Genomic DNA, 13,739 nt, shown 5'->3' with positions numbered 1-13,739 from the left:
ACAAATAGAGCAGAAACGTTCAACATTAGATGCCTGAGCGTTTCTTTACTATGTTCAATTTCAAAGTCAATTAAACTACGTCATACCCTTGATCTTCAATCGCTTGTTTCATTTGATCGACTGTCACTTTTTGCTCGTCATATTCGATACTTACCTTACCTGCATCAAGATCCACATTTCCTTTCGCGCCAACACTTTCAAGAGCACCTTCTACTGCTTTTACACAGTGACCACAAGACATTCCTTTTACATTCAATGTTACGTTACTCATTATGTTTTCCTCCTTAAGGTTGGTTTGTAGAGCTCTACATTAGACTGACTAATCATAAAAAAATCACAATACATTACTTCATTAACTTCTTAACCGTAACCAGCAGTTCATCAATCACTTCAGAGTCTCCAGCCTGGATACGTTCAATAACACAGCTCTTCATATGACCTTCGAGCAGCAGCTTCCCAACGCTATTCAGCGCAGATTGTACCGCTGCAATCTGTGTAAGTACATCGTCGCAATACGTATCGCGTTCGATCATACCCTTAATTCCTCGAACCTGCCCTTCGATTCGGTTGAGCCGTGACGTGAGAATGTTCTTCATCTCATCCGAGTGATGACTATGTCTTGGTCCGTCGTTGCCTTGAGGCGAATGAGCATCATGACATGCGCTGACTGCAAGAGCCCCTTGTGGCGAACAACAATCCACCGTCTTATTTGTTAATGCTTCATTGGGAGTATGGTCTACCTTGGACTCTTCCATTCCCATGACCTCCTTCGTCTCTATAAAGCTATAGTAATATACCCCCATAGGGTATGTCAATGATGAATAAGAGATTATTTGAAATACATTATTATTTACATATAATAGAAGTTATTCTATATTTATAGAAAATCGCGAGTTCCAATGCTGCTTAACTATATTAAAAATCTAATGCGAGGTACTTATATGATCATTCATACGTTCATGCATATCCTTATAGGGGCTTATCTTTATACTCTCTTCTTTAGACCAACAAACAACAGAGAAAAAATAATGATCATCCTGTCTGGAGGCATCATTGGAATCTCCCCTGATATAACCAAATTCTTTGGCGATCTATGGTTGCACAGTATCCTAACTATACCTTTCATAGGATTGTTATTTGCTTTGCTCTTATACTCTTTGTTAAGAATTAATCTGCTAAAAGGGTTATGGACCAGTATGGTAACCGTTTTTCTGAGTCACCATCTTATTGATTACCTAGGAAACGGGATTAACTTGCTGTATCCGATTAGTGGCGATGAAGTGGAGCTAGATGTGATTCCTAAGAGTATGGAAGCTATTATAATATTCGTATTATTACTTGGTTTCATTCTTTACTTATCGAAATTATCATTTAAATACTATATTATGCCTCTCATTGTCATCATCCTTTTGCTGATAGTCCAAATCACCTCATCTTTGACGATTCAGCACAAATTAGATACGAGATTACATCCAGCTACGATTACGATGACACCGGAAAACCAACTTTTGCATTGGGAGTTTGACGTTCGATTGGCAGATACAACGATAATCAAAGGTTCAGGAGCTTATCGAGATTACAAAATAGATCATACCACTCCGCCTCCTAAGGAGTAGCGAAACAATCCACTCACCGCGGCCCACTTGATATGGGTTGAATAAAATGAAATGACAAAAGGCATTGGATATATATCTCCAATACCATCGTTTTGCCATAACAGGCACCCCCATAGGGTACCTGTTATTCATCAATCAAAGAGTTACTTCCATAATAGTGATCTGTGAAACCACCAATAGGATATTAACGTTTTGAATTCAACAATTTAATTACTTCTTCTGCAACTTCACCACCCGAAGCCGGATTTTGCCCAGTCACCAGATGATCATCAACTACAACGAATGGTGCCCAGTCATTTCCTTTTACATAATTAGCGCCTTTTTTAACCAGTTCATCTTCCGTTAAGAACGGAACTACTTTGTCTAATTCGATAGCTCTTTCTTCCGTATTGGCAAAGCCTGTCACTTTTTTATTAGCAATTAGATACTCGCCAGCTTCATTTTTAATGTTTACAAGACCGATCGAGCCATGGCACACAGCAGATACAATGCCGCCATTCTCATATATTTTCATAGCAATGTTCTGTAATTTTTCATTCTCAGGGTAATCCCACATCACGCCGTGACCGCCAGTATAGTAAATAACATCATAGTCTTCTGGATTAATATCTTCTGCAGCGAGAGTTGTTCCTAACTTATTTAAGAATTGATTGTTTTGGTAATATTCCCAGTCTAGTTCCGTCATAGAGTCTTTCTCTAAACTATGCGGATCGATAGAAGTGTAGCCTCCGTTAGGGCTGACATAATCAATTTTGTGTCCTTCCTTCTCCATTTTATCTACGAAATGTACTGCTTCCCCAAGCCATAATCCTGTAGCACGCTCTAATTCTGGGTATTTGGATACATTGGTTACAACTACTAAAATATTTGCCATTATGTTCCCTCCTGTTTATATGATAGGATGATTGTATTGGTTAAACCTTACTTTAAGTCAAGAGGGGAAAAATATGTATTTTATTCAACAAGCCAGCGATTATTCTGAGATACCAGCAAGCTCCATTAGATACTATGAAAAAATAAATTTATTACCTGCATTAAAAAGAAACGCAAATGGTGTTCGTGTATTTGACGACAAGGACATTGAAATTTTGAAACTTGTAAAGTGCTTTAGAAGGCTGGGAATGCCTATTCAAGAAATAAGAGAGAATATCTCAAATATAAACTTGGAATATGAAAGTATAGATACCAGCGCCATTTTGCTTCAACATAAAAAGAGCCTGGAGGATCAAATCCTGATTCTGAACTCTTTTATTGAAGAAATAGATGATAAATTGTAGGATGGCTGATCTTTAAATCATACCTTTGTGACGTTGCTGCTTTGCTTGCTGGTACATACCGCGAGGAACAGGCCGATCCATCGCAGGGGGAAATCGGACTATTTTTATTCATGTAAAATAAAAATAGAGGGGCATCGGAATTATATTTATTCCAATGCCCCTCTTGTCTTCTAAGCAAGCCATCGCTGCGGACTAGATTTTATCTACTATGAATGAATATCGTTGGTTTCTGTACCCGTATCTTGCTGAGCAAGAGTTACCATCGCTTTCAGCGCAGCTTCTATCTCACGCTCTACCGCATCACTCACCACATTCGTATGCGGATCATACTCGGCAGCAAGATCTTGGTCGGCAAAACCGTCAATCGCTACAATCGCTCCCGCCCGCGCGCCTCGTAGAGAGCTGATCACAAACAGAGCCGCTATTTCCATCTCCGCGCCAAGCGCACCTGCCTGTTTGAATTTTTTATGCGGAATTTCCTCAACTCCGTTAAAGAAGGCATCCACGGTGACGGTCATCCCTTTTCGAACCACACCTTGCATCGCAGTTGCAGCGCTATATAAAGCGTGCGTTACCTCGTGATCTGCTACCGCAGGGAAACCATCCGGTACAAGCTGTCTTGTAAGACCATCTGTGCGAATTGCCGCTGTACTTACCACAAGGCTGCCTGCAGGTACATCCGCAGTATAAGAACCCGCTGTTCCCACTCGAATCAGGGTGGTCACTCCGGCACGAATAAGTTCTTCAAAGCAGACTGCTGCTCCTGGGCATCCCACTCCATGACTTACCACAGCGAGAGAAACACCTTCATACTCGCCCACAAATGTACGGTATTCCCGGCTGAATGCAAGTTCTCTTGCTCCTGTCAGCTTACCTGCAATTTTCTCTGCACGGAATGGATCTCCACATACGACCGCATAAGGCGGGATATCTTCCGAATGAATCTGTAAAATAGGCAGTAACATATTAATCAAACTCCTTCTTCATCCACTCATCTTCTGGAATCGGCAGTTCCTCATCTGAGAAACGCTGCTCCTGAAATGGATCAGCTGTATTATGAAATCCGTTCCGTTCCCAGAATCCATGACGATCTTCTGTCATAAACTCAAAGCCGCGAATCCACTTGGCACTTTTCCAAAAGTAAAACTCAGGAACCACCAGGCGCAGCGGCCAGCCATGCTTAGGTGTTAAATCTTTGCCATCATATTTAAAAGCGAGCAGCACATCATCCCGCAAGAGCGCTTCAATCGGCAGATTCGTCTCGTAATCTTGATCTGCGTGAATCATCACGTATTTTGCTTCCGGTTTGATTTTGAAATGCTTCATAAAGTCAGTAAACCGAATACCCTCCCAGGCCGTATCAAATTTAGACCAGCGAGTAACACAGTGTATATCACTCACCGTATTTGTCATCGGAAATTGTAGAAGGTCTTCGTAGGAGAAGCTTACTTCTTCCTCTACTGCTCCGTAGACGCGCAGATCCCATGTGCTCATATCATACTCTGGGACTTCACCTTCATGCAGTATAGGGAATTTCTCAGTCAACACCTGTCCTGGCGGCAGACGATGTGCTAATGATTCATCAATATTTACCGTTGGTGACTTTGTTCCTTTTAGTCGCTCTGCTTTATTTTTCATATAAAACAGCCCCTCCCTGTGCATCTTTCTTTGTTACCTTGAGCTTCCGCCCGCTTTCTGTGCATCCTCTGCATACGTCTTATCCTTGAAGAAGAACATCGCCGCCAGTGTAATAATATAAGGAAGCATAGTGGTGAAATGAGACGGAAGTGAGAAACCTTGCAAACGAATTCCCAGTGCCTCCATAAAACCAAACAATATACTCGATGCCATCACAAGAATCGGACTGGACTGACCGAGCATTGTAGCAACAAGTGCGATGAATCCGCGTCCTGCTGTCATTCCTTCTGTAAACATCGTCACTTGTCCAAGCGACAACTGTGCACCGGCAAGCGCACAGAGTACGCCGCACATCAGTACAGCAAGGTATTGCGTACGGCGAACGGGAATACCAAGACTTTGTGCAGCTACTGGATTCTCCCCAACAGAACGGAGCCGAAAACCAGATACTGTTTTAAATAGATAGAAATGAAGAACGAATACGAGAATATATGCCAGATAGACAAGCGGTGAATGACCAGAGATGACGTCCCCGATCCATGGAATATCTTGAATGAATGGGATATCCCATTTCGGTAATCCGATCATATCCTTATCGTAATAAGCACCCTTCACATCAAAAATAGCGCGTAACGAGAATGTCGTAAGTCCCGCTGCCAGAAAGTTAATGGATAAACCGACCACAATTTCATTAGCCTTTAGATTAATACTGACAAAAGCAAAAACAAGCGAGAAGAACGAGACAATGAGAATTGCAAAAATAATGGCAATCACCACGTTATGAAATAAATAGTTACCTACAATAGAAGAAAAGGCTCCAATAAGGACTAATCCTTCCAGACCTACATTAAATAAACCAACACGGGAACATAATGCCCCTCCGAGCGCAGCAAGCAAAATGGGTGTAATCATACGAAGAGTCGCATTAAATAAGGCTGCATCAAGAAGCTGTTCCATTTGTTTTGTTCCCCTTTCTTCGTTTTAGGAAGCGATAGCCGATTTTTGCGGATACGAAAAGAGTCAGCACAGCTTGAATTACACTACCTACTTCCAGTGGCACCTCGGTATTCCGTTCCACACCCATAGACCCGGTCTGGAGAGCAGACAGCAGAAAAGCTGAGAAAGCCGTACCAAGCGGATGCGATCCAGCGAGCAGGGTAGCCATAATTCCGCTCCATGCATAATTCGCACTGCTCAGTGAACCATCAATATACCGGTACTGGGTACCCAGCACTTCTCCTGCTCCTGCAATTCCAGCCAGCGCTCCGCTGACAATCATCGAAAGCATCATCATGCGCACTCTTTTCACTCCGCCAAAAGCAGCAAAGGAAGGATTGCTTCCGAGCATTCGAATCTCGTATCCTGGTACTGTTTTTTGCATAAAAAAGTAAATGACTACGGCAGCAATGATTGCGATAATAAATCCGGCATGAAGACCCATGCCTTGGAACAGTTTAGGCAGCCATACACTTGGATCAACCATCGGTGTCTGTGCCATTGCCGCCGATCCCGTTGTATCCTTAAGCGGATACGCAACCATATATCCCGCAAATAAAGCAGCTATGTAATTGAGCAACAGCGTAGTAATCAATAAATTCATACCAAATTTGGCATCCAGCCAGCCGGCAAAAAGAGACCAGATACCTCCGACAATTGCACCGGCAAGAATGGAGACAATCGTGACAAACCAGCCGGGTCCTGGCAGGTAGAGCGCAGTTATTGCGGAAGCTAAAGCCCCTAGCAGCATTTGCCCTTCAGCCCCCATGTTAAAAAATCCGGCTTTAAAAGCAAGAGCAACCCCAAGCCCGATCAGAATAATTGGCGTGGCTCGTGACAGTGTATTAGTGAAGAAGTAGAAACTGCCAAAGGCGCCCTTCCACATCTCCCCGTATGTCTCAAATACATTGCCGCCGACAACCAAGATCGCGATCGCTCCTGCAAGCAGGCCGATCACTACAGCAAGCAGCGGCTGGATTAAACTTTTCAAATGATTCTTCAACATGCTCATGCCTGTTGTTTCCCCCCTGCCATCAGTAAACTGATGCTCTCTTCGGTCGCATTCTCTGCCATAAGTTCTCCTGCGATTTCTCCTTCATACATGACAACAACCCGGTCCGAGAGTTGCAATATCTCTGACAATTCAGAAGATACAAGTAAGATCGCCGCACCTTGATCTCGCTGATGGAGCAGTTCTTTATGAATCGTCTCCATTGCCCCAATATCAACGCCGCGCGTCGGTTCAGCAGCAATGAGAAAAGGAGCTTCATGAGCAAACTCGCGGGCAGCAATCAACTTTTGCAAGTTTCCGCCAGAGAGATACTGTGCTTTTGTCTCGACAGAACCAGTCTTTACTCCAAAGCGCTGAATCCATTCTTCTACTTTCTTGCGTACCTTACGAGAGGAGATAACCCCTTTGTTCTGCAGAGTATGATGGTGACCCATCATTCCATTCTCAAGAACGGTCGCATCTTTTGCAGCTCCCCACATATAGCGGTCTTCCGGTATATGGGCAAGACCTGTCTCCCTAATTTTGCGAACAGAAAGCCCGGTAATATCCTGACCTGACAAGCGGATCGATCCTTCACTGACCGGTCTAAGCCCGGCAATGGCTTGAATCAATTCCGATTGTCCGTTCCCCGATATCCCTGCGACTCCAATGACTTCGCCTGCGTGAACCGTGAGGTTAATATCTCGGAGCGATGTTTGCTCTTTGGATCCCTTCATCGATACTCCTTCGATTTCAAGCACAGCATCCCCAGGCTGAAAAGGCTTTTTCTCCATTCGCACCAGTTCTCTGCCTACCATAAGTCTTGATAGCTGCTCAACATCTGTGTTTTTTGCCTCAAGTGTTCCCGTCACGACCCCATCTCGAAGTACCGTGATGCGATCAGACACTTCCATGACTTCCTGCAATTTATGCGTAATAAGGATAAAACTTTTGCCGAGCTTCGTTAGAGCACGAACGTTAGTGAGAAGTTCTTTTACTTCGAGCGGAGTTAGTACGGCAGAAGGTTCATCCAGAATAATAATGTCTGCCCCTTGGTACAGTACCTTCAGAATTTCAACGCGCTGCTGTATACCAAGCGAACACTCACCTGTTTTTTTCCACGGATCAACCGGCATTCCGTACTTTTCACCGAGTTCTATGACGATTTTGGCGGCCTCATTTCGATCAAAGACAACACCGCTTTTGGATGGTTCACGGCCAATCACTATGTTCTCAGCAATCGTAAAAGACGGAAACAACATGAAATGTTGATGGACCATGCCGATTCCATGAGTAATCGCGTGTGAAGGCGTTGTAAAGCTCACTTCCTTGCCGTTTACCCGGATGCTGCCCGAGGTCGGTTCTTCCATCCCGTAGAGAATGCGCATCAGTGTCGTTTTCCCTGCACCATTCTCCCCTACAAGGGCATGAACCTCGCCTTCTTTTAAATCAAAATTCACTTCTTTATTCGCCGTAAGTGTTCCATACTTTTTTGTAATCCCGCTCATTTCTAGCAGCACGCGTATCCTTCCCCCTTCTCCTCTTAATGAAGAAAAAACCGACTACCTGTGTTGGGCAGCCGGCCAAATCTTGAAGAACTAACAATCATTCCGAGCTCTAACATAGCTGTAGTAAATTCTTCTTCCCTTTTGCTTTAAAAAGAAATGTATTGCTTAGTTACTTTGAAGCGGATCAGTCACCACGATCTCACCAGATACAATCTGATCTCTGATTGCTTTCACTTTATCAACCACTTCTTGTCCAATGAATGGACTAAGCGGGGATTCACTATCTCTAGTTACAAAAGTAAGTCCCACGCCGTCTTCTTTCAGACCATAACTAACATAGCCGAACTCAAACGAACCATTTGCAAAAGCCTTCAACTCTTCATAAGCAATAGAGTCTGTCGATTTAAGCTGTGAAAGAACAATATGTTCTGGATCTTCTACCGTACGATCTGTATCTTGACCGGAAGTATAGAAACCTTTTTCTTTCGCTGCTTCAAATACACCAAGATCACCTACTGCAGAAGCCCCAGCAATAAAGTCAGCTCCTTGATCAGCTTGAACGATCGCCAGTTCTTTTGCTTTGGCAACATCATTAAATCCACCTGCATAGTTAATCAGGAATTTGGCATCCGGGTTAACGGAAGCAAGTCCTTCTCTAAATCCTTCGGTGTACTTCTTAATCAAAGGAATATCTTGAGCGGCAATCATGCCGACAATATCTGTTTTGGTTGCGAGGCCCGCTGCTGCCCCAAGTAGGTAGGCACCTTCATATTCTTTAAATCCAACACTTCGAACATTAGGCAGATCAATAACCGTATCTACGATAGCAAAAGACTTGCCTGGATTTTCAGTAGCCACTTTAGTAAGAGCATCCTCCGCTTGGAAGGTAGCCGTCATGATTAGATCATAATTCTCTGCTACAGCTGCATGAAGATTCTGTTCAAATGCTGCCGGGTCTGTCGATTCGATCGTCTTTACTTCAATTCCGAACTCTTCCCCTGCTTTTTTGAACCCTTCATCCATCTGCACGAAGAAAGGATTGACACCAATTTTCTCAGGAAGTACAAGAACTGCTTTTTTAGACTCTTGCTCGGAAGCGGATGCGCCTTCAGACCCATCTTTTCCACTGCTATCACTGCCGCAGGCAGCTAATAAAATGGAAAGCATTGAAATAATCAACACAAACGAAAGAGCTCTTTTCATAGTGACCTAATCCCCTTTTCCTATTTTCATAGTTCCATAATACGAACATTATCGATGTATGTCAATTAATCTTTCGGATTTTGCTATATATAAAGGTAAAATGTATGGTTTGTTGCTAATTGTAATCAATATAATGCGAATGTTTGATTGACACTCTTTTAAGCCTAATGGTAAGATGATCCCTAAATTTAGAACATTAAACACACATAAATGGTAGGTTTAGTAGGATTATAACGTATTCAAATGATCTTGAGGAGTGGTCTTATGAAAAAAGTTTTATTAAAAACAGTCGTTGCAGCAAGTGTAGCTCTATCTATTCTTCCTTCCACCTCGTTTTTTGCTTCCCATCCAGTCACCGAAGCAGCATCTATGTCTACGGTAAGTCAGTACGCTGGAGCGGACACGATCGAAGGATACGTGCAATTTCTCAGTAACAAGTACGGGATTGTGTTTGAAGCGAAGCCAACAAAAGGAGACTTTATCGAAGCGGTCGCAAAAGTTCTTCCTATCCATGTAGAGAGTGACGATCCTGTTTTTACAGATATAGATTCCTCTGATCCACTCTATCCGTCAGCGGCCAAACTCTACAAGGCAGGCATCATCACAACAAACACAGTTCATGGGGATGCAAAACTCACTCCACTCGCAGCACTGTACATTGCAGTGAAAGCAGCTGAAATCCAGGAACTCAGCTATACTTATCCATCAGCTAAAGTAGAAGCATCTCTTAAGAAACTAGGTTTTTCACCTTCTCGTATTCAGGGCAAAGCCGGTTCCGAGATTGCTGCTGCGGTGGATACAGGTCTTCTCCCCTCTTCCTTATATAAGGAAACCGTAACTGCCAAACAAGTCTCAAGCGAATATGCAGCCGCTTTACTCGGACAAGTGCTGGAGCTAAACGGTAATTATAAACATAGTATTGGTAAAACCAGCGATGCAGACATCTATTCCAAGCTTAGTGATGCTTATAACACTTCTGATTTGATTGCAGCCCCCGATCTTCGTGCAATCGTAAATGAAGCACTGGAGAACAATGAAATTACCGGATACAACCTGAAAGATACTAGATATAACTCTAATTTTATAGATTCATTAAAACTTACGTATGGTCATGATGACGTTAAACATGCGAAGCAGTTAATCGGACTATTACGGAGTGAAGGAATTCAGACCGACATCCAGCTTGAGCCGAAAACATCGGCATTCATCTATTTAAAAGAGTGGGGCGAGCCGAAGGAGACTGACAATTATAAAGTAGAGCAAATAGCAAATGGGAATTACATTGCTTATGCGAAAGAATACGATCTTGTACTAGAATTTAACAATATAGATGATAAAAACCGATTTAATAATATTGTGCTTGCTTATGCTAAGAAAAATAGCGATGAACAGAAAGATCTTTTATATGGTTCTTGGTGGCAGCCGCTGTACTACTCACCAACAGCCCTTTCGAACTATGAAGTCATCGTAAATAACAAAATAGCAAAAGGAAATTACTATGCTCAATCGTTTACTTTAGAAGAAAATGCAAAAAAAGTATCCGATGCACTAAAAAAACGCGCACCTGATGCCGATATATCTAGTTATAAACTGTGGGTCGATGTACCTTTTTATAACTATTTACAAGGCGGATATGAATAATTCTTTAGGAATTCTTAACATGAAATTAACTTTTTTAGTATCAGACGAATTAACTAAATTTTTTTGAAAAAAAAAGAAGGAATTTGTATATACTAGTCGAATATATCTATTTGACTGGAAAAAAATACGATATACGGAGATTAATACATGGTCTATGATGGTATAATTCTTGGACTTATCGTCGGATTGTTCAGAGGCGGTCTCAAGAATGGTCTCGTGCAGTTTGGTCAAATTAAGTTAAAGGGCGGACTTATCTTTCCGATCCTTCTACTCATTCAGTTCCTTATTTTTCGCTTTCAAGGAGATGCCTCCTGGTTAGCACCTGCTTCAGGGTATTTCTTTATGTCCATCTACGTTATTGGTATGGCGTTTCTGTGGATGAATCGACAGAATAAAGGCTTTATGATTATTCTTATCGGTGTTTTTTTCAATTTTCTTGTGATGGCTGTGAATGGTGGCCGGATGCCTGTATCACTCGACGCAGCACAAGTATTGGGACCCTATTACACAGAACTCTTAACTAGCGGTGATGCCGTGTATAAGCACTACATGCTGGATGCCTCTACTAGACTGTCGTTCCTTGGGGATATTATTCCTCTCTCTAATCCTTATCCGCGAACTCAGGTTATTAGTATCGGAGATGTCGTTATGAACCTTGGCATTTTCCTGTACATCCAGAGTATCATGGTTCCCAAAAAGGATACTGAAGATCAAGATCTCGCAACTAGTTTACATACATCTAACTAACTTTTAAGGAGGATACACACTATGAAAAAAACTAACATTGCTCGCATCATCATGAATGCGGTTATCGTAGCTTCTGTTGTTGTTGCACTTACTTCTGGTTTTGCATTAGGTTAAGACCTCATGACGATCTTATGAAAAAACAGGCCGCCAAGCCTGTTTTTTTCTTTATCTATCAAATAATGACAATGTCATGATAAAATATGAATAGATGACGCAATTAATAGGAGACTGTAAGTTCATGGCAAAAATTTTTATGAAAATAAAAGAACTAGATATTAGCCACTGGTATATTGCTTTCTTATGTCTAACGGGAATAATAACCTTTATATGGACTAACGGTTTCTCTTTTATTAATTATAGCAGTGAAGAATGGGTGAAACTTTATGTAATGTTAGGGGCAGCCCTAATTCTCAATAGTCTTACATTTCGGCTTCCACCTGAAGGAAATGTAATTTCCTTTGATTCTTCCATCTATCTCGCATGTATGTTTATATACGGAAGTCAATTTACACTTGCAGTGTTGTTACTCTGTTCTTTATCCTACTTTGTCTATAAACGTAATGTTCCTTGGTGGAAGAAACTAACTAATTTTTCTTTATACTCAATAATGATCACTCTTTCATTTCAAGTTTTTCTTGCTTTTAATGGCACACTAGGTCCTGTAAATGGTCATAATTTAGCTTCTTATATTCTAGCCCTTACTAGTTATTTTGGGATAAACACAATCGGTCTGTTTATTTATTACTATCTTTTATACCGTACAGATTTAGCTAATACGTTAAAAGGATTTGTTAAGGACACCATACTTGTATACCTTTGTATGTTAATCCTCTCTCTTGTATTATGTGTCTTGATCGTAAACAATGGAACACTTGGTCTCATTCTATTTCTTAGTTTGGGCATTATGTTATCACATGCTTTCCGTCTATTATTCTCCATGTATCATCAGATACTAAATCGCTCTAATATTGATCAGCGTACAGCACTCTATAATCATAGTTTTTTTGAAAGTTCGCTTGATTATCACATTATAGAAGCTAAAGTTAATGATAGAGCACTTTCACTAGCCATGATCGATATTGATGATTTTAAAAAATACAATGACAGCTTCGGCCATTTAAAAGGTGACCTGCTCATTAGTTTTCTCGGTTCTATGTTGAAAGAAGAAACAAAAGACACCTCTATTGTGGCTTCCCGTTATGGCGGTGAAGAGTTCACTCTTCTTATGCCGGGATATGACTACGAAAAGGCTCGACATTTTGTTGATAAGTTGAGAAAAAAACTAAACGATACTCCTTTTGATGGTGTAGAAGTTTTTCCACATAAATGCTTATCTTTTTCAGCTGGGATCGCTCAGTACAGTATAGACCTATATGATAAATCGCAGCTTGTGGACCATGCCGATAAAGCGCTGTACTATGCTAAGAAACAAGGAAAAAACACCGTACATACTTATGGCTGTGACTTAATAATGGAAGACGAACTAGATTTGTCTCATGAAGTAAATTACATCGAGCAACAACTCAACTTATTTATGTACAAAGATATAGATACATTCAAGCACTCAAAAAGAGTGTACAAATATGCATTAGATATGAGCAATATTCTATCATTAGACAAAGAAGAAAAAAGAGAGTTTGTCCTTGGTGCGCTGATTCATGACATCGGGAAACTTGAAATTCCGTGGGGCGTCTTGAATAAAGAAGGAAAACTTACTCCTGAAGAGTGGGAGACCATTAAACAACATGTTACATGGGGAAAGAAAATCGCGCTTACCGATCCACGTTTTAGAGATTTAATTCCTTATATAGAGCTTCATCATGAACGATTTGATGGTAAAGGATATCCTCATGGACTAAAAGGGAAAGAAATCCCTAAACTATGCCGGATGCTCACTGTTCTTGATTCTTTTGATGCCATGACTACAGAACGGCCTTACCAGAAAACAAAGACACTGCAAGAAGGGATTATTGAGCTTCGCGCTTGTGCCGGAACTCAGTTTGATCCAGAGCTAGTCGAGATCTTTATTGCCTATATCCTTGCCCGGTCACCAAAAAACGAACTGACCTTGCAGGAAGAGACTGCTCCTTACATGGTATAAAAAGAATAGAACCCGGATCCA

The 13,739-nt window shown here is 41.5% G+C and carries 14 protein-coding genes; 5 read left to right on the top strand and 9 right to left on the bottom strand.

What is annotated here, in order from left to right; all coding sequences use genetic code 11:
* Nucleotides 1–70 precede the first annotated feature (70 nt).
* A complete protein-coding gene (copZ, locus tag QPK24_RS01845) occupies nt 71–271 on the bottom strand; it encodes a copper chaperone CopZ (protein WP_191799946.1) in 201 nt (66 codons plus the stop codon).
* A 73-nt stretch (nt 272–344) separates the two neighbouring features.
* Nucleotides 345–755: a metal-sensitive transcriptional regulator gene (locus tag QPK24_RS01840; protein ID WP_213533080.1), complete on the bottom strand. Its 411-nt coding sequence runs from the start codon at nt 753–755 to the stop codon at nt 345–347.
* Between the two features lie 186 nt (nt 756–941).
* Here QPK24_RS01840 and QPK24_RS01835 point away from each other — a divergent pair, with 186 nt between their 5' ends.
* Complete coding sequence (locus QPK24_RS01835) at nt 942–1,616, top strand: metal-dependent hydrolase (RefSeq protein ID WP_285745681.1); 675 nt, start codon at nt 942–944, stop codon at nt 1,614–1,616.
* A 184-nt stretch (nt 1,617–1,800) separates the two neighbouring features.
* Here QPK24_RS01835 and QPK24_RS01830 read toward each other — a convergent pair whose 3' ends face one another.
* A complete protein-coding gene (locus QPK24_RS01830) occupies nt 1,801–2,490 on the bottom strand; it encodes a type 1 glutamine amidotransferase domain-containing protein (protein WP_213533084.1) in 690 nt (229 codons plus the stop codon).
* A 73-nt stretch (nt 2,491–2,563) separates the two neighbouring features.
* On the opposite strand from QPK24_RS01830, the gene QPK24_RS01825 reads away from it, so the two are divergent.
* A complete protein-coding gene (locus tag QPK24_RS01825; RefSeq protein ID WP_285745678.1) occupies nt 2,564–2,893 on the top strand; it encodes a MerR family transcriptional regulator in 330 nt (109 codons plus the stop codon).
* A 206-nt stretch (nt 2,894–3,099) separates the two neighbouring features.
* Here the strand turns inward: QPK24_RS01825 and QPK24_RS01820 are convergent, their stop codons facing one another.
* The 6 genes from QPK24_RS01820 to QPK24_RS01795 all read right to left on the bottom strand — a co-directional run bounded on the left by QPK24_RS01820 (nt 3,100) and on the right by QPK24_RS01795 (nt 9,229).
* A complete protein-coding gene (locus QPK24_RS01820; RefSeq protein ID WP_285745676.1) occupies nt 3,100–3,858 on the bottom strand; it encodes a nucleoside phosphorylase in 759 nt (252 codons plus the stop codon).
* Between the two features lies 1 nt (nt 3,859).
* The gene (locus QPK24_RS01815; protein ID WP_213533089.1) at nt 3,860–4,531 is read right to left on the bottom strand and encodes a sulfite oxidase-like oxidoreductase; all 672 of its coding nucleotides are present in this window, start codon (nt 4,529–4,531) and stop codon (nt 3,860–3,862) included.
* A gap of 33 nt (nt 4,532–4,564) precedes the next feature.
* Complete coding sequence (locus QPK24_RS01810) at nt 4,565–5,488, bottom strand: ABC transporter permease (protein ID WP_213533091.1); 924 nt, start codon at nt 5,486–5,488, stop codon at nt 4,565–4,567.
* A complete protein-coding gene (locus tag QPK24_RS01805) occupies nt 5,472–6,539 on the bottom strand; it encodes an ABC transporter permease (protein WP_213533093.1) in 1,068 nt (355 codons plus the stop codon). The genes QPK24_RS01810 and QPK24_RS01805 overlap by 17 nt, the downstream gene beginning before the upstream one ends.
* Nucleotides 6,536–8,038, bottom strand: coding sequence for an ABC transporter ATP-binding protein (locus QPK24_RS01800; protein ID WP_285745671.1), 1,503 nt, complete (start codon nt 8,036–8,038; stop codon nt 6,536–6,538). Before QPK24_RS01800 ends, QPK24_RS01805 begins: the two co-directional genes overlap by 4 nt.
* Nucleotides 8,039–8,191: 153 nt before the next feature.
* On the bottom strand, nt 8,192–9,229 hold the full coding sequence (locus QPK24_RS01795) for a BMP family lipoprotein (protein WP_285745669.1): 1,038 nt from the start codon (nt 9,227–9,229) through the stop codon (nt 8,192–8,194).
* 264 nt (nt 9,230–9,493) lie between these two features.
* Here QPK24_RS01795 and QPK24_RS01790 point away from each other — a divergent pair, with 264 nt between their 5' ends.
* From QPK24_RS01790 to QPK24_RS01780, 3 genes are all read left to right on the top strand, one after another.
* Nucleotides 9,494–10,870, top strand: coding sequence for a hypothetical protein (locus QPK24_RS01790; RefSeq protein ID WP_285745667.1), 1,377 nt, complete (start codon nt 9,494–9,496; stop codon nt 10,868–10,870).
* 147 nt (nt 10,871–11,017) lie between these two features.
* On the top strand, nt 11,018–11,617 hold the full coding sequence (locus QPK24_RS01785; protein WP_285745665.1) for a DUF5317 domain-containing protein: 600 nt from the start codon (nt 11,018–11,020) through the stop codon (nt 11,615–11,617).
* A gap of 238 nt (nt 11,618–11,855) precedes the next feature.
* On the top strand, nt 11,856–13,718 hold the full coding sequence (locus tag QPK24_RS01780; RefSeq protein ID WP_285745663.1) for a bifunctional diguanylate cyclase/phosphohydrolase: 1,863 nt from the start codon (nt 11,856–11,858) through the stop codon (nt 13,716–13,718).
* Nucleotides 13,719–13,739: the final 21 nt, after the last annotated feature.

Origin of the sequence: Paenibacillus polygoni, assembly GCF_030263935.1 — a bacterium.
GTDB classification, from domain to species: domain Bacteria; phylum Bacillota; class Bacilli; order Paenibacillales; family Paenibacillaceae; genus Paenibacillus; species Paenibacillus polygoni.
Note: the sequence above shows the minus strand (reverse complement) of the source record. Positions and strands in the feature narration are given on the sequence as shown.